The 16,717-nt window shown below is 62.4% G+C and carries 16 protein-coding genes; 6 read left to right on the top strand and 10 right to left on the bottom strand.

What is annotated here, in order from left to right; all coding sequences use genetic code 11:
• Window positions 1-11 precede the first annotated feature (11 nt).
• On the bottom strand, window positions 12-1,274 hold the full coding sequence (locus QVF59_RS19735; protein WP_287882116.1) for a benzoate/H(+) symporter BenE family transporter: 1,263 nt from the start codon (window positions 1,272-1,274) through the stop codon (window positions 12-14).
• Between the two features lie 114 nt (window positions 1,275-1,388).
• Here QVF59_RS19735 and QVF59_RS19730 point away from each other — a divergent pair, with 114 nt between their 5' ends.
• The 5 genes from QVF59_RS19730 (at window position 1,389) to QVF59_RS19710 (ending at window position 6,266) form a co-directional block, all read left to right on the top strand.
• A complete protein-coding gene (locus tag QVF59_RS19730; protein ID WP_287882114.1) occupies window positions 1,389-2,825 on the top strand; it encodes an aminotransferase-like domain-containing protein in 1,437 nt (478 codons plus the stop codon).
• A complete protein-coding gene (locus QVF59_RS19725; protein WP_287882112.1) occupies window positions 2,825-3,925 on the top strand; it encodes an NAD(P)/FAD-dependent oxidoreductase in 1,101 nt (366 codons plus the stop codon). Before QVF59_RS19730 ends, QVF59_RS19725 begins: the two co-directional genes overlap by 1 nt.
• Before the next feature lie 7 nt (window positions 3,926-3,932).
• Window positions 3,933-4,532 (top strand): MOSC domain-containing protein, encoded by a 600-nt coding sequence (locus tag QVF59_RS19720; protein ID WP_287882110.1) that lies wholly within the window; start codon window positions 3,933-3,935, stop codon window positions 4,530-4,532.
• Window positions 4,533-4,630: 98 nt separating this feature from the next.
• Complete coding sequence (locus QVF59_RS19715) at window positions 4,631-5,395, top strand: DeoR/GlpR family DNA-binding transcription regulator (RefSeq protein ID WP_045845984.1); 765 nt, start codon at window positions 4,631-4,633, stop codon at window positions 5,393-5,395.
• A 322-nt stretch (window positions 5,396-5,717) separates the two neighbouring features.
• Window positions 5,718-6,266 (top strand): peroxiredoxin, encoded by a 549-nt coding sequence (locus QVF59_RS19710; RefSeq protein WP_287882108.1) that lies wholly within the window; start codon window positions 5,718-5,720, stop codon window positions 6,264-6,266.
• Between the two features lie 122 nt (window positions 6,267-6,388).
• On the opposite strand, the gene yddG is transcribed toward QVF59_RS19710, so the two are convergent.
• The 6 genes from yddG to QVF59_RS19680 form a co-directional block, all read right to left on the bottom strand.
• On the bottom strand, window positions 6,389-7,252 hold the full coding sequence (gene yddG, locus QVF59_RS19705; RefSeq protein WP_287882106.1) for an aromatic amino acid exporter YddG: 864 nt from the start codon (window positions 7,250-7,252) through the stop codon (window positions 6,389-6,391).
• 74 nt (window positions 7,253-7,326) lie between these two features.
• Entirely contained in the window at window positions 7,327-8,061 is a 735-nt protein-coding gene (locus QVF59_RS19700) for a helix-turn-helix transcriptional regulator (protein WP_287882105.1), read from the bottom strand.
• 305 nt (window positions 8,062-8,366) lie between these two features.
• Entirely contained in the window at window positions 8,367-9,902 is a 1,536-nt protein-coding gene (gene glpD, locus QVF59_RS19695) for a glycerol-3-phosphate dehydrogenase (RefSeq protein ID WP_287882104.1), read from the bottom strand.
• Between the two features lie 343 nt (window positions 9,903-10,245).
• Entirely contained in the window at window positions 10,246-10,950 is a 705-nt protein-coding gene (locus QVF59_RS19690; RefSeq protein ID WP_045845980.1) for an MIP/aquaporin family protein, read from the bottom strand.
• A 240-nt stretch (window positions 10,951-11,190) separates the two neighbouring features.
• Window positions 11,191-12,687, bottom strand: coding sequence for a glycerol kinase GlpK (glpK, locus tag QVF59_RS19685; RefSeq protein WP_287882100.1), 1,497 nt, complete (start codon window positions 12,685-12,687; stop codon window positions 11,191-11,193).
• 300 nt (window positions 12,688-12,987) lie between these two features.
• Window positions 12,988-13,188 (bottom strand): hypothetical protein, encoded by a 201-nt coding sequence (locus QVF59_RS19680; protein WP_159880598.1) that lies wholly within the window; start codon window positions 13,186-13,188, stop codon window positions 12,988-12,990.
• A 100-nt stretch (window positions 13,189-13,288) separates the two neighbouring features.
• On the opposite strand from QVF59_RS19680, the gene pyk reads away from it, so the two are divergent.
• On the top strand, window positions 13,289-14,698 hold the full coding sequence (gene pyk, locus QVF59_RS19675) for a pyruvate kinase (RefSeq protein ID WP_287882098.1): 1,410 nt from the start codon (window positions 13,289-13,291) through the stop codon (window positions 14,696-14,698).
• Window positions 14,699-14,766: 68 nt separating this feature from the next.
• Here pyk and QVF59_RS19670 read toward each other — a convergent pair whose 3' ends face one another.
• From QVF59_RS19670 to QVF59_RS19660, 3 genes are read right to left on the bottom strand one after another with little or no spacing between them, the layout of a single operon-like run.
• Complete coding sequence (locus QVF59_RS19670) at window positions 14,767-15,435, bottom strand: DUF799 domain-containing protein (protein WP_287882096.1); 669 nt, start codon at window positions 15,433-15,435, stop codon at window positions 14,767-14,769.
• A gap of 9 nt (window positions 15,436-15,444) precedes the next feature.
• Window positions 15,445-15,798 carry a DUF4810 domain-containing protein gene (locus QVF59_RS19665; RefSeq protein ID WP_287882094.1) on the bottom strand — a complete coding sequence of 118 codons (354 nt, stop codon included), beginning with the start codon at window positions 15,796-15,798 and terminating at the stop codon, window positions 15,445-15,447.
• Window positions 15,799-15,814: 16 nt separating this feature from the next.
• Window positions 15,815-16,489, bottom strand: coding sequence for a CsgG/HfaB family protein (locus QVF59_RS19660; RefSeq protein WP_287882092.1), 675 nt, complete (start codon window positions 16,487-16,489; stop codon window positions 15,815-15,817).
• Between the last annotated feature and the right edge of the window lie 228 nt (window positions 16,490-16,717).

Genomic DNA, 16,717 nt, shown 5'->3' with positions numbered 1-16,717 from the left:
TGGCGCAATTTTCAGTTTTTGCCCTGCATCACCGGCTTGCTGGCCGGCGTGCTTTTGGGGCGCGCCTTCAAGAGCCAGCTTACGCTGCCACCGGCCAGCACCGCCCACAGCGGCGAACCCAGCCCGGCGATGGTGACACCCGATGCAGCCACCACAAAAGTGAGCAAGGCGGCTTCGCGGTGGCCTTCGTCCATCAAGGCGGCAGTGAGCGAGGACGCCAGCGTGCCGAACAGCGCCAGCCCGGCGGCAGTCACCACCAGCGCCTTGGGCAGCAGCAGCACCAGGCCGGCCAGTGCGCCACCGGCAATGCCCAGCACGATGTAGAGCGCACCGCACACCAGCCCGGCCATATAGCGGCGTTGCGGGTCCGGATGGGCTTCCGGCCCGGTGCAGATGGCGGCGATGATGGCCGCCAGCGTCACACCATGCCCGCCCAGCGGGGCGGTGATGACCGAGGCCAAGCCCAGCACGGTAACCGGCGAGCGGGCCGGAATGTGATAACCGGAAGCAGACAGCACCGCCATGCCCGGCAAGAACTGGCTGGTGAGTGCCAGCAGCGCCAGCGGCAGCGCCAGGTTGATGAAGGCCGTCCACGACCACTGCGGCATGGTGAACAAGGGGCCGCTGCTGCCCTGCCAGCTGCCCGCCGTACCATACATGCCTTGCCAGCTGGCAATGGCCAGCCCCAGGCCAATGGCGGCCAGCAGCGCAAAGCGCGGAAACAGCTTGCGGCCGACAAAGAACAGTACCGTCATCGGCACCACCAGCAGCGCCTGCTGGCTGGCGGCACCGGCCACATCGGCAACAAAGTGGAACAGGATGCCGCCCAGCATGGCGGCAGCCAGCGAGGCCGGGAAAATCTTCATCAGTTTGTCGAAGGCACCGCTCACCCCCACCAGGGTGACAATGACGGCGGCAGCCAGAAACGCCCCCACCGCTTCGCCATAGGGCACGCCGGGCAGCGCCGCCAGCAACAGTGCAGCGCCGGGCGTGCTCCAGGCGGTAATCACCGGCACCCGCCAGCGCAGGGTCAGCCAGATACCGGCCACGCCGGAGGCAATGGACACTGCCCATACCCAGGAGCCAAGCTGGGCGGCACTCAGCCCGGCGGACTGGGCAGCGTGCACAATGATAAGAAAGGGGCCGGAATAACCCACCAGCAGTGCCAGCACTGCGGCAAGCCCGGCCGAAGGCGAGAAATGGGACCAGCTGAACGGCACACGATCAGCATGCGTCTGGCTGGCAGCGGACTCTCGCGGGGAAAGCGTGGACATGGATGAACTCCAGGATGCGTCAATGCACACAGGGTAAACAATGTCGGCCGGTCTGCCTTCCCACACGCCAGGCAAACAGCGTAGACTGGGCTGAATCTGTTATATAGAACAGCGATGACCGACACTCCGCTCTACCTGCATATCGCCCGCCAGCTGCAAGCGCGGCTGGACAGTGGCGAATGGCCGCCGGGCAGCCGCCTGCCCGCCGTGCGTCAACTGGCGGCCGAACACGGCGTCAACACGCTGACGGCACTGGCGGCCTATCGCTATCTGGAAGAACAACAGCGTGTGGTGGCACGTCCGCGCAGCGGTTTCTTTGCGGCCTTGCCGCGTCATGTGGCGGAAAACAGCCATGCCACCCTGCCCGGCCCCACCGCCGCCGCACTGGTGGACGTGGACAGCCGCATGAGCAATCTGATCCGCCTGTCGGCGTCCTCCACCCGTCAGCAATTGCATATGGCCGAGGCGCACCACAGCCTGTATCCGGCGCAGGAATTGTCCCGGCGCATGCAAATGCGGCTGGCCCGCCAGCCGGAGCTGATTGGCGCTTACCTGCCCACCGCCGACCAGCAACAGCTGTACCAGCAAATACGTCGGCTGGCGGCTAGCTGGCAGCTGGATATTCCGGCCGACCACATCCTGTTCACCCAGGGCATCACCGAGGCCATCAGCCTGTCGCTGCGCCACCTCACCCGCCCGGGCGATGTGGTGGCAGTGGAAACACCGGTGTACTTCGGCCTGCTGCAAACCCTGCAGACGCTGGGCCTGAAGGCGCTGGAAATTCCCTGCACGCCGGATGCCGGGCTGTCGCTGGAGGCGCTGGAATTCGCCCTGCGCCACGGTGCCCCGGTGAAATGCCTGGTGACGGTGACCAACTTCCAGAACCCCACCGGCGCGCTGATGCCGGACGACAACAAAAAACGCCTGCTGCAACTGGCGCGCCGCTATGGCCTCACCATCATCGAGGACGATGTGTTTGGCGAGCTGTATTTCGGCAACCAGCACCCCAGCCCGCTCAAGGCCTGGGACCGTGACGGCGACGTGATTTACTGCTCGTCCTTCACCAAGAGTTTTGCCCCGGCCTTCCGCCTGGGCTGGCTGTCCGGCGGGCGTCACCACGCCGCGCTGGAACGGCTGCGCGAAAGCAGCAGCCTGGTCAGCCCGGCCATCTTGCTGGCGGTATTGTCCGAGATGCTGGCCAGCGGCGACTACGCCCGCATCAGCCAGCGCATCCGCCAGCAGCTGAAACAGCAAATGGAACAACTGAGCGATGCCGTGCTGGACGCCTTCCCGCGCGGCACCCGGGTACGGCGGCCGCAAGGTGGCATGCTGCTGTGGGTGGAAGGCCCGGAAGGGCTGGACAGCCAGGCCTTGCTGGAAGCCGCGCTCTCCCGCTCCATCAGCTTTGCGCCCGGTCTGGTGTTCTCCGCCGAGCCGCGTTTTGGCCACTGCCTGCGTATCAACTGCGGCCAGCCCTGGTCCACCCAGCTGGCCGAGGACATTCACTTGCTGGGCTGGCTGGCAGCAGAACAACTGGCCGGGCGGCTGTGATGGAGCAGGTGGATTGCGTGGTAATAGGCGCGGGCGTGGTGGGGCTGGCCATTGCTCGCCAACTGGCCATGGCCGGGCGCGAAGTGCTGATTTGCGAGGCGGAAGGCCAGATTGGCCAGCACTGTAGCAGCCGCAACAGCGAGGTGATTCACGCCGGGCTGTACTACCCCACGGGTAGCCTGAAGGCGCGGCTGTGCGTGCAGGGCCGGGCCATGCTGTACCGCTATTGCGCCGAGCGGCACATCCCGCACCAGCGTATCGGCAAGCTGCTGCTGGCCAACACAGCTGACGACATGCCGCGCTTGCAGGACATTGCCCACCGCGCTGTCGCCAATGGCGTGGACGACCTGCAATGGCTGGATGCCGCCGGGGTGCGGGCACTGGAACCGGCGCTGCACACACATGCTGCCTTGCTGTCTCCCTCCACCGGCATTATCGATAGCCACGCCTTGCTGCAAGCCCTGCTGGCTGATGCCGAAGCCCACGGCGCGCAACTGGCCTGCCACTCCCAGCTCAGCCGTGGCCGGGTAATGCGGGATGGCATGGAACTGGAAATCGCCGGCATCACCATCCAGGCCAAATCAGTCATTAACGCAGCCGGGGCCTGGGCACCTGCCGTTGCCGCCAGCATGGCCGGTGTTCCACGTGAAACCATCCCGACAGCCCACTACGCGCGTGGCGTGTATTTCAGCCTGAGCGGGTGTTCGCCGTTTTCGCGGCTGATTTACCCGCTGCCGGAAGCGGGCGGGCTGGGCTGCCACCTGACGCTGGATCTGGCCGGACAGGCACGCTTCGGCCCGGATGTGGAATGGATAGACAGCGTGGACTACCGGCTGGACCCAACGCGCGCTGCTGCCTTCTATCACAGCATCCGCCGCTGGTGGCCGCAGTTGCCGGACGGCGCGCTGCAGCCGGGCTATGCCGGGGTACGAGCCAAACTGGCGGGGCCGGGCGAGCCGGATGCCGACTTTGTCATTCAAGGCCCAGCCCAGCATGGCGTGGCCGGGCTGATCAACCTGTACGGCATTGAATCCCCCGGCCTGACCAGCTGCCTGGCGCTGGCTGCGCTGGTGGGTGCCATGGCCAATCACACCACATGAGGCAGACATGACAGACAGCCCCACCCTGCACTCCATCAATCTGGCAGCGGTCAGCCCGATGCTGATCGAAGGCCGCCGCATCATGAGCGGCATCAACAAGCTGCCGGTCAGCACCCTGCAACGGCCCGAAGCCATTGCGGTGGGCAAGCTGGGGCTGGCGGGCGACGAGCAGGCCGACCCCACGGTGCACGGCGGGCTGGCCAAGGCTGTTTACGCCTATCCGCTGGAACACTACCCGTTCTGGCAGCAAGCCTGCCAGCAGCATGGTTCGCGCCATGCCGGCAGCCCATTGCACCACGGCATGCTGGGAGAAAACCTCACCATCAGCGGCCTGCTGGAACAGGATGCCTACGTGGGCGATGTGCTGGAATTTGCCGATTGCCGACTGCAAATTACCGAGCCGCGCCAACCCTGCTTCAAGTTTCAGGCGCACATGGACATGCGCCTGGCGGTGAAGCTGATGGCGCAAAGCGGCCATTGCGGCTTTTATCTGGCGGTACTGCAAACCGGCACACTGCGCGCCGGGGAGTCCTTCCGCATCCTGCCCGGCCCGCGCCAACTGAGCATGGCCGAAGCCTTCCGCCGCCGCTTGCGCCGGCTGGATTGAAGCCGCCGCGTAAGCCGACAGCATTTGGCGAAATGCGCCGCTCATGTAGAATCAGGCAGCCTCCAACACCGCAGCATACTGACAAACGACCCGCCACCATGATCATTCTCAATCAGCGCCAGCAGGAACTGCTGGGCATCGTCCATCGCGAAAGCTATGTCACCGTGGAAAAGCTGGCCGCCCATTTTGGCGTCACCCACCAGACCATACGCCGCGACATTGCGCTGATGGCGGAACACCAGCTGCTGCAGCGCTATCACGGCGGTGCCAGCGTGCTGTCCAGTGTGGAAAACGTGGCCTACAACGCCCGTCAGGTGCTGTGCATCGAGGAAAAGCGCCGGCTGGCCGCGCTGCTGGCCAAACAGATTCCCGACAATGCGTCCTTGTTCATCAATATCGGCACCACCACCGAGGAAGTGGCCAAGGCACTGCACCGCCATCGCGGCCTGCGGGTGATCACCAACAACCTGCACGTGGCCGACATGATGTGCGACTACCCGGACTGCGAGGTCATCGTGCTGGGCGGCGTGTTGCGCAAGCGCGACCGCGGCATCACCGGCGAAGCCACGGTGCAGCTGATCCGCCAGTTCAAGGTGGACTACGGCATCATCGGCATTTCCAGTATCGAAAACGACGGCGTGCTACGCGATTACGACTATCGTGAAGTACGCACCTCGGAAGCCATCATCCAGCAATCGCGCCAGGTGCTGCTGGCGGCGGACCATTCCAAGTTCGGCCGCCCGGCGCTGGTGGAACTGGGCCATCTGTCCCAGGTGCATGCCTTGTTTACCGACAAGCCGGTGCCGCCGGAAATGCAGGCGGTGATTGCCGAAGCAGGTACCCAGCTGTTTGTGGCGGACTAAGACCCGCTGACAAAACCCCCGCTCCTGCGGTGCGCCTCCTTGCCGTACACTTTGTACTGTCTGCGTCGGCGCGCCTTGGCCCGGATTCTCTACGCGGTTTTGTTAACAGCGCTGAGCGAACCTCTGCCACGCCAGCCTGCCCAAACCAGTTCCCGCCACGCGTGTGCACAATCGGTTCACGATCTGGCGAACGACGGGTCAGGCAAGGCGAAAGGGCGTGAAAAAGCGCAAGGGACATGGCGTCCATCCGCATTTTGAACGACATTCCAACGCAGGATCGCCCGAGTATCACCGCTCGTTAACTGCTTCCAAGGAGTCATGCATGTCCGCATTCACCCGCCACACCCTGTCCATCGGCCTGTCTGCCCTGCTGCTGGCCGCCACTGCCCAGGCCGAACTGGCCAAGGGTGCCGCCGCACCGGACTTCAACACCGAAGCCTCGCTGGGCGGCAAGCGCTTTCAGTACTCGCTGAACGAGGCGCTGAGCCACGGCCCGGTGGTGCTGTATTTCTATCCGGCGGCCTTTACCAGCGGCTGTACCGTGGAAGCCCACCTGTTTGCCGAAGCCACCGACAAGTTCAAGGCGCTGGGGGCCACGGTGATTGGCGTATCCGGCGATGACATCGAAAAGCTGCAACGCTTTTCCGTGTCCGAATGCCGCAGCAAGTTTCCGGTGGCGGCGGACGGGGATCGCAAAATCATGAAAGCCTACGACGCGGTGATGATTCCCGGCACCAGCTACGCCAGCCGCATTTCCTACGTGATCACCCCGGATCACAAGGTGTGGTACAGCTATAACGCCATGGCCCCCGACCAGCACGTCAGCAATACGCTGAAGGCGCTGGAAGCGTGGAAGGCGGCGGGTCACTAAGACCCGCTCACAAAACCCCCGATTCTGCGTTGCGCCGACTTGCCGTACTCACTGTACTGTCTGCGTCGGCGCGCCTTGACTCGGGTGCTCTACGAGGTTTTGTGAGCGGCTCTAAACCGGTCTCAGCCAGCCCGCGCCGCCAGCGCCGCCCCGCCGATGATGGCAAGGCAGGACAGCAACAGGCTCCAGCTGGGCGTGGCCAGACCTGCGCCCAGCAGCAATAGTGTAGAGATCAGCGGTGCTGCGTAGGACAGCACGCCAAGCAGCGGCAGATTGCCCTGCTTCATGCCGATATCCCAGGTGAAGAAGGCAATGCCCACCGGCCCCAGCCCCAGCGCCAGCACGCCCAGCCAAGCCGTCCACGGTGCCATCCATACCGTGGTTTCGCCATACAGATGACACAGCGCCGCCAGCACGGCAGTTGCGGCACAGAACCAGCCCACCGCATCGGTCGGCACCTGTGCCACCAGACGGCTGGCCACCGAATACAGCGACCAGATCAGCGCGCACAACAGCGCCATCAGATAGCCCGGCAGATACTGGCTGGCAAAACCGCCCAGCCCGCCGCCCAGCAACAGCCAGCAGCCGCCTAGCGCCAGCAGGCCACCCAACAGATGCCAGCGTGACAGGCGATGGCCGGGCAGCAAGGCGGAAAACAGCAGAATCAGCAGCGGCCACAGATAGGCCAGCAGGCTGACCTGCACCGCCGGGGCCAGCCGCATGGCCAGAAAATAGCAAAAGTGATAAGCAAACAGGCCACCCACTCCCAACGCCCAGGCTAGCGGCGGCTGACGCAGAAAGCCAAGCGGTGACTGACCGGTGCGCAGCCATTTGGCCAGCATCAGGCCGAAGGCCAGCGCAAAGGTCATGGCCAGCAGCTGGAATGGTGGAAACACCCCGGCAGTCAGCCGGGTCAGCAGGGCAAGACTGCCCCACAGCATGATGGACAGACTGCCGATCAGGGTAGCCTGGTGACGGGTAAGCATGGGAAACACTCTCAGACAAGCAAAACCGCAGTGTAGGCAGGATGGCACGCGGCGACTTTGCCGGTCCGGCGGGCTTATTTGGCCGGATGGCGAAAATGGCTGGGCGCAACGCCGAAATGGCGGCGGAAGCGGTCGCTGAACGCGGACAGGCTGGCATAGCCGCACTGCTCGGCCACCTGCTGCACCGGCAAGCTGCCCTGCTCCAGCAACAGCCAGCCATGCTGCATGCGCTGCTCCAGCTGGTACTGGCCGGGGCTCATGCCCAGCTGACGGCGGAACAGCTCCGACAGCTGGCGCACGCTCAGGTGGGCCGCCGCCGCCAGCTGTGCCAGGCTGATGTCTTCGGCAAAGCGCGCATCCAGCACCGCACGGGCCGCGGCCACGCGCCGGTCCAGCCGGCTGTCGGCACCGGCACGTTCCGCCAGCAGCTGGGTGAGCAACAGCAGCATCTGCCGCCGGCTGTGTTCTGCCGCTGCCGGGCGGGAGAGCTCGGCACGTAAAAACCCGACATAAGCCAGCAAGCTGGCATCCAGCGGCAAAAAGGCAGGCAGGCTGGCCAGTTGCGGTGCCAATGCCGCCGGGACATTGGCCACCACGAAGGCATTGTCACCGGGCGCAGCAAAGCCATGGCTGTTACCTGCGGCAATCACCGCCAGCTGGCCGGCCTGCACCACGCCGCCACGGCCCTCGACATCCAGCTCCAGGCAGCCATGCGCCGGCAGCACCAGCTGATGGTAATCATGCTGATGCTGGTGGCTTTCCTGCTGGTAACTGCGCAGCTCCAGCAGCAGGTCGTCTTGATGGGGCATGGCGCTATGGTAGCGGCACGGAGCGGGGCTGCGTAAAGGGTCACGCAAAAAAAGCCCACCAACAAGGGTGGTGGCCACAGATTACTCTCGCTTTCTGCAAGGAAAGCGAGGCTCCCTTGCAGGGCAAGGGCGGGGGAATTGGGAATAGATAGAAAGGCTGCGGAATCAGTCAGTAAATCGAAAGGCCCGGCTTTGCCGGGTCCTTTGCAATCGCACCAAATCACTTTGTCAGCAGCCTGGGCCTACGGGAGGAGATGGGCGCAAGCCCTGATACAACAAGATACGACCACAACAAATCGTGACGCTTAACCCGGCTGGGCGCTGTGTACTGCCGGGCTATCCGGCTGCACCGCACGCTGGCGGTAAGCGGCCAGCCAGTCTGTCAGCACCGTGCCGGCATTGGCAGGCAGATGCAGACGCAGCTTGCTGCGCCGCCACAGGATGTCTTCCGCGCTAACCGCCCATTCCTGATCCACCAGATAGTTGAGTTCTGCTTCGTACACGCCCGGCAGGATTTCCGCGCCCAGCTCGGCCAGACTGCGGGCGCTGCCGATCAGGGTGTTCAGGCGCGTACCATAGGTTTTCACATAGCGTTGCAGCAGCGCTGCCGGCAGCCAGGGATGGCGCTGCTGGCTGACGGTAAGGAAAGCCGTCGCATCGGCATTCGGCATGTCGCCGCCCGGCAGCGGCACACCGGCCGTCCAGGTAGGTTGGTGATTGCCCAGCAGCGGGGCCAGCCGGTCCACGGCTTCTTCGGCCAGCTTGCGATAGGTGGTGATCTTGCCGCCAAACACCGACAGCATCGGCGCGCCATTGCTGTCCAGCTCCAGCGCATAATCGCGGGTCACACTGGAGGCATTGCTGGCGTCGTCGTCCAGCAGCGGGCGCACGCCGGAGTAGGTGCTCAGTACATCGTCCGGGCCAATCTGGCTGTTGAAGTAGCGGTTGCTCATGCGGCACAGGTAGTCCACCTCGTCGGCATCAATCTGCACGGTACCCGGATCGTCGTGGTATTCCACATCGGTGGTGCCGATCAGGGTGAAGTCGTTTTCGTACGGGATGGCAAAGATGATGCGCTTGTCCGGGTTCTGGAAAATATAGGCATAGGGGTGATCAAACAGCTTTTTCACCACGATGTGGCTGCCTTTCACCAAACGGATGGACTTGGGCGATGGCAGCTGCAAGGTGTCTTTCAGCAGACTTTCCACCCAGGGGCCGGCGGCATTCACCACGGCGCGTGCCTTCACCTGTTCCTGACGGCCATCTTCGTGTTGCAAGGTGCATAGCCAGTGCTCGCCTTCGCGCCGCGCTGCCACACAGGCGGTGCGGGTGACAATGCGCGCGCCGTGTTCGGCTGCCGCCATGGCATTGAGCACCACCAGGCGGGCATCCTGAACCCAGCCGTCGGAATAGACAAAACCACGCTTGAACGCGGCTTTCAGCGGTGCGCCGGAGGGGTGCTTGGCAAAGCTGATGGTTTCCGAGCCGGGCAGTACTTCGCGGTGGGCCAGGTGGTCGTACAGAAACAAGCCGCAGCGGATCATCCATTCCGGGCGCTGGGCCTTGTCGTGCGGCATCACGAAACGCAGCGGCCAAATGATGTGCGGCGCAGCCTTGAGCAGCACTTCGCGCTCCTGCAGCGCCTTGCGCACTAGGCCAAACTCATAATATTCCAGATAGCGCAGGCCGCCATGTATCAGCTTGGTACTGGCCGACGAGGTGTGCGAAGCCAGATCATCCTTTTCGCACAGCAGTACGGACAGGCCACGGCCTGCCGCATCGCGGGCAATGCCTGCACCATTGATGCCGCCGCCAATCACCATCAGGTCATAGAGTTTCACAGTGCAATCCTCGGTCTTGTCTGTATCCGGCCTGCGCCTGTCACTACAGGGCAAGAAGGCGGATTTTGCTGGTTGATGCTTGTTAGCATAGAGTCATGCGAATATAAATTCAACATCAAATGTTCGTTTGCGTTCGTTTTGTGCGCTGCAATGTGCGTATTGACCACAATGATCTTTGTTTAGTTTTCCATCTGCCAGCCAGACAGCACCACCCTGTCTAGCACGAGCACAGGCCGCCCAACCATGCACAGCCGGCCGCACCAGCACGACATGCACATAAAAAAAGCCACCCGCAGGTGGCTTGCCGGCCCCGCAAGCACGGGGCGACCAGGAGCAAATCGGTTTACAGATGGGTATAGGTAAGCGCTGCCAGCGTGCCACCCAGCAAGGAGCCGACCACCGGCACCCAGGCATAGCCCCAGTCGCTGGAACCCTTGCCCGGAATGGGCAGCAGCGCATGCATGATGCGCGGGGCCAGATCGCGCGCCGGGCTCATTGCATAGCCGGTGGTGCCGCCCAGCGACACACCGATACCCAGTACCAGCAAGGCCACCGGCAGGGCATCCATCGCGCCCAGCGACAGCTTGGGTGCCACCATGCTGAGAATGGCAAACACCAGCACAAAGGTGGCCAGCACCTCGGACAACAGATTGCCCGGCAGGCTGCGGATGGCCGGGCCGGTGCAGAAGGTGGCCAGCTTGAGATCGGCGCAGTCGGTGGTCTCGTAATGCTTGCGGTACATCACCCACACCAGCAGCGCGCCCATCATGCCACCCAGCATCTGCGCCAGGATGTAACCCGGAGCACGTGCCCATTCAAACTTGCCGGCCACCGCCAGCGCCACGGTAACCGCAGGGTTCAAGTGCGCACCACTGATGGCCGCGACGCTGAATACACCGACAAACACCGCCATCGCCCAGCCAAAGGCAATCACGATCAGGCCGCTGTTATGGCCCTTGGTATTGCTCAGCAGCACATTGGCCACCACGCCATTGCCCAGCAACACCAGCAGGGCGGTTCCGATAAATTCACCAAACAAAGGGTTCATGCAGGGTCTCCGCGCCATGACTCCCGCTACCACCGGCTACTCTGGCAGATGGCTGCTCTTTCATGGCGTCAGTTACTGGCAGCAGGCCCGGGCGGGACGATCTTGCTGTCGTCCGGCTCCGGCTTGCTGTCCGTCATCACACAAGGAAATCACACAGCCGGACCGCTGGCAGTAAGCCCCCTGTGCACGACCCGGGCATGGCCGTGACAGGAATGGCGACGGCTGTGTGCAGGAAGGTCATCAGGCGTCGGCCCAGGCCTTGGCGGCATTGACGGCGCGCACCCAGCCACGGACATTGGCCTCTACCTGTTCCGGGGCCATGCTTTGCCGGAAGCGGCGGTCCAGTTGCCACTGGCCCTGGATGTCCTCCACCCCGGCCCAGTAGCCCACGGCCAGACCAGCCAGATAGGCCGCGCCCAGCGCGGTGGTTTCGGTAATTTTCGGCCGTACCACGTCCACGCCGAGAATGTCGGACTGGAACTGCATCAGCAGTTCGTTGACGGTGGCTCCGCCATCCACGCGCAATTCGGCAATGGCCATGCCGGCATCGGCTTCCATGGCCTTGAGCACGTCCATGGTCTGGTAGGCAATGCTGTCCAGTGCAGCGCGGGCAATGTGCGCGGCCTTGGTTCCCAGCGTGGCGCCGACGATGGTGCCGCGCGCATCCTGGTTCCAGTGCGGCGCACCCAGGCCGGCAAAAGCCGGAACCAGGTAGACGCCGTCACTGTCGGCCACTTCCTGCGCCAGCGGGCCGACATCGGCCGAGTGGCGGATGATGCCCAGGCCGTCGCGCAGCCATTTCACCACCGCGCCACCAATGAAAATGGACCCTTCCAGCGCGTAATGCACCTTGCCATCCACTTGCCAGGCAATGGTGGTCAGCAGCTTGTTGGTGGATTCAATCGGCTGTTCACCGGTATTCATCATCATGAAGCAGCCGGTGCCGTAGGTATTTTTCACCATGCCCGGACGGGTGCACTGCTGGCCGAACAAGGCAGCCTGCTGGTCACCGGCTACGCCGGCAATCGGGATTTCCACCCCCAGATGGGCGGCATGGGTGTGGCCATACACTTCGCTGGAGCTTTTTACTGCCGGCAGCATGCTGGCCGGAATGCTCAGGATGTCCAACAGTTCGGCATCCCACTCCAGCGTGTGGATGTTGTACAGCATGGTGCGTGAGGCATTGGACACGTCGGTCACGTGTACCTTGCCGTGGGTGAAGTTCCAGATCAGCCAGCTGTCCACGGTGCCGAAGGCCAGCTTGCCGGCCTCGGCACGGGCACGTGCGCCCGGCACATTGTCCAGAATCCACTTGATCTTGCTGCCCGAGAAATAGGCATCCACCAGCAGGCCGGTCTTGTTGCGGATGGTGTCGGCCAGGCCGCGTTCTTTCAGCTGGTCGCAGAAAGCGGCGGTGCGGCGGTCTTGCCAAACGATGGCGTTATACACCGGCAGGCCGGTTTCGCGGTCCCACACAATGGTGGTTTCGCGCTGGTTGGTGATACCGATGGCGGCAATGCTGCGGCCGTCGATACCGGCCTTGGCCACGGCTTCGGCAGCCACACCGGCCTGACCGCCCCAGATTTCCTGCGGGTCGTGTTCCACCCAGCCCGGCTGCGGGTAAATCTGGCGGAATTCCTTTTGCGCCAGCGATACGATGTCGCCGGCCTGGTTGAACAGAATGGCACGCGAACTGGTCGTGCCCTGATCCAGCGCCAGAATGAACTGGTTCTTCATGTGAGATGTCTCCTTGGCAATCCAAAGGCCGTTGCTGGCCGAGCGTTTTTGCTGACTGGTTTTGACGGCATCGCCTCAAGCCCTGCGGTACGCCGGGGCGGGCTGGCAATCTTTGTTATGTTGTTTTTTGTATTTATGATGTTCGTTTTATTTTCGGCCAATTCTAGTTAACACGCTTCAGCTGTCAATCAGCACGCATAAAACTTTCGTACATGTCTGAAATCCGACCTCGCCATCGCCGGTTCCAGCGCATTTTGCAGCGCAAGATATCGTAAATGCGAATGGTCTGTAAGTACCGAACTACAAGGATTTGCGCTTTTCTTGCTTTGCAGCAAGCAAGCGTTGCGGCATAGAGGGGCAAAATAACAACACCAATGGCAGGCTGCGCAAGAAAAACGCGCATAAAGCGCGCCCGGATTTTTTCCCAACTGACAAGGTGGCAACACCCAGCCCAAGTGCCTGCAAGGTAGCAAAGCCACTACATTCCAGTTGTGGCAGCATGTTGCGAAAAGCAAGAGACCAGAGTCGGCAACCCGCCGACTGATCAGGTCCACCCGACAACACCCCGCCAGCGCAGACCGGCACCGACAAGGACAAGTACATGCTCCGCAATACCAAGATTCTCGCCACGCTGGGCCCGGCATCCAGCACCCCGCAGCAAATCCTGGCGCTGGCCCGCGCCGGGGTGAACGTATTCCGTCTGAACATGAGTCATGGCAGCCACGACGATCACCGTGCCCGGCTGGCTGCCATCCGCGCCGCCGAAACCGAGCTTGGTCGCCCCATTGGCGTGCTGGTGGACCTGCAAGGCCCCAAGCTGCGCATTGGCACCTTCCCGCAAGGGCCTGTCACCGTGCGCGTCGGCCAGCCCTACCGCTTTGTGCTGGACCTGGTGGACGGCGATGCCAGCCAGGTCACCCTGCCGCACCCGGAAGCCTTTGCCGCGCTGGAACACGGCCATCACATCCTGGTGAACGACGGCAAGCTGTCGTTTCACGTGGAACGTGTGCAGGACCGGGTGATTGAAACCACGGTGGTGGTGGGCGGCGAGCTGTCCGACCGCAAGGGTTTCAACCTGCCGCAAACCATCCTGCCGCTGTCGGCCATTACCCCGAAAGACCGCAAGGACGCCGAATTCGCCCTGCAGGAAGGAGCGGACTGGATTGCGCTGTCCTTTGTGCAAACAGCTGAAGATGTGCGCGAACTGCGCCAGATGATAGGCAGCAGCGTGGGCATTGTGGTGAAGATTGAAAAACCGTCCGCCGTGGACCAGCTGGACGAGATTGCCGAACTGGCCGATGCGGTGATGGTGGCACGCGGCGACCTGGGCGTGGAGCTGCCGCCGGAAGACGTGCCGGTGGTGCAGCGCCGTATCGTGCACCAGTGCCGCCACCTGGGCCGTCCGGTGATTGTGGCAACCCAGATGCTGGAATCCATGATTACCGCCCCCACCCCCACCCGTGCCGAGGCCAACGACGTGGCCACCGCCGTGTATGAAGGTGCCGATGCAGTGATGCTGTCGGCGGAAACCGCCGCCGGCTCCTTCCCGATAGAAGCGGTGCAAATCATGGACCGGGTGATCCGTCGCGTGGAAAGCGCACCGGACTACCGCCGCGTGATGTCGCTGGACTACAGCGCCGCCGATGCCCCGGAACAGGCCGACGCCATTGCCGCCTGCGTGCGCAAGGTGGCCGCCATCCTGCCGGTCACCGTCTCCGCCGCCTTCACTACCTCCGGTTCCACCTGCCTGCGGCTGGCACGCGAACGGCCGCATACGCCCATCATGGGCATCTCGCCACGGCTGAGCACCGCCCGCCGTCTGACTCTGGTATGGGGCGTAGTGGCCTATAACGGCCCGGATGCAGAGAATCTGGAAGACATGGTGGTGAAAACCACCTTCTGCGCCACCAAGCTGGGACTGGCTGAGCAGGGCAAGCCAATGGTGATTATCGCCGGTGTGCCGTTTGGGACACCGGGTGCCACCAATCTGCTGCGTATTGTCTACCCCTGATTCTCCCTGCACATGAAAAAAGCCGCCAGAGGAGCCATTCCCTGGCGGCTTTTTCATGTGCGCTCCAATCAGTCGGTGCCGTAGTGCGGCGAGTACGGCCCGAACAGCAAGCCATTGTAATGACCGGCCGACAACAAGCGATTGCTGGTAATACCAGCCACATCATGGCCGCTGTCGCTCAGGTTGTTGGCAATCTGCTTGATGGCCGCGGAAATCAGCATGCCCACCAGGCCACCGTTATTGTTATTGTTCTGGTTTTCGGCGCTGGAAGCACTGGCACTGCCGCTCCACAGCTCGGTACCTGTACGCAGGTCCACCAACCGGGCCGAAGCCGCCACCACGGTGACACTGTCCAGCACGGTGTAGGTGGAACCGTATTTGCTGATGGTGACATACAGCCCCGCATCGGCACCAAAGATGTCACGCAGCTTGGCCGGTGCCACTTGATGGATATCACCGGCCACGGTCAGGCCGTTCTGCTTGAAGGTGCTGTCCACCAGTGCCACCGGCAGTACATAGTAGCCGGCTTCAGCCAGCGGGTAGGTCAGCACCGACAGTACGCTGTAGCTGGCGTTGACATCCGGCGAGTTGTTCAAGGGCGGCAGCACCAGGATGCTTCTGGGCTTGCTTTCCTTGTACGCAGTGTAATCACGCTTGGCTGGCGGCTGGCTGGCGGCGCAGGCAGACAACAGGGCTGCCACGGCCAGGCAGCTGATCAATCGGAAAAAATGTCGCATGGTCGGTCCTTACTTCCGGTATTTCTTCAGCAGGAAATCGATATAGGCTGCCGACTCGGGAAAGGCGGCTTTCTCGGCCTCTAGCTGCTGCAAGGCCAGGTCGTCGCGCCCGGTTTCGGCATACAGCATGCCCAGATGCGCCCGGTAGCCCGGCGGGGGAACATTGCCCTTGGCAGCAATGCGCTCCAGACCTTTTTCCAGCTCGGTGATCTGCTGTTGCGGGCTCTGGCCCTTGAAGTGCTCATACACCTGCGGTTGATAGCCTTCCCACTGGTACAGTGTCTTGGGTACCTGTACACAGGCCGCCAGCAGACAAAGGCTCAGCAGCGGCAGGACCCGGCGTGATGCTTTGGAAATCGTCATGACCAAGCACCCCGCCTTAGTTACGAGCCGGTTGCCAGGTACCGGCATCCACTGCTTCGGTCAGGCGGTTTACCGCTTCGCGGATGGCCAGATCCAGTACCTTGCCATTCAGGGTGGAATCATAGCTGGCGGTGCCGCCAAAGCCGATGACCTCACGATTGGACAGGCTGTACTCACCGGCACCCTGGGTGGAATACACCACTTCGGATGTGGCAGTGTTGACGATATTCAGATTCACTTTGGCATAGGCAATCTGTTGCTTGCCACGGCCCAGAATGCCAAACAGTTGCTGATCGCCCACTTCCTTGCGGCCAAATTCGGTGACATCGCCGGTGATCACGTAATCAGCGCCCTTCAGCTTCTGCGCCTGTTGCTTGATGCTGGCTTCCTGCTTGGTTTCCGCCATATTTTCGCGATCCAGCACATTAAAGCGGCCAGTCTGCTGCAGATGGGTAATCAGAATGGTCTTGGCCTGGCTGCCCAAACGGTCAACACCATCAGAAAACAGCCCGCGCGCATAACTGGACCGGTTATCGAACTTGCCGATGGAAATCGGTGCGCGGACACCCGTATAAGGTTTGGCAACGCTATTGACCTGTGCCACGGCCAGGGATTGCGAGCTCTCGGTCGCGCAGCCAGTCAGGCCCGCCAAGACGCCCAGCAGCAACAGGGCAGTTGTTTTCTGTTTCACGACAATTCTCCACGAATATTCATCACATCTTGATTGGCAATGGCCGCATCCCCGCTGCAAGCCATTAAATGGGCTACGCTACCATACCATTTACATTAATTTAACCATTTAAAATGACGATGAAATACATTATGCCCTGATGAAAATCGTAGGCTTTTGATCTGCAAGAAAAAGCCGTCGCCACCTCAGAAAATACATGGCACACGGAATGATGAATACTTGATGCAG

The sequence above is a fragment of the Aquitalea sp. genome, assembly GCF_030150775.1.
In the GTDB taxonomy this organism is placed as follows: Bacteria; Pseudomonadota; Gammaproteobacteria; order Burkholderiales; family Chromobacteriaceae; genus Aquitalea; species Aquitalea denitrificans.
This window is presented reverse-complemented; position numbering and strand designations above follow the sequence as displayed.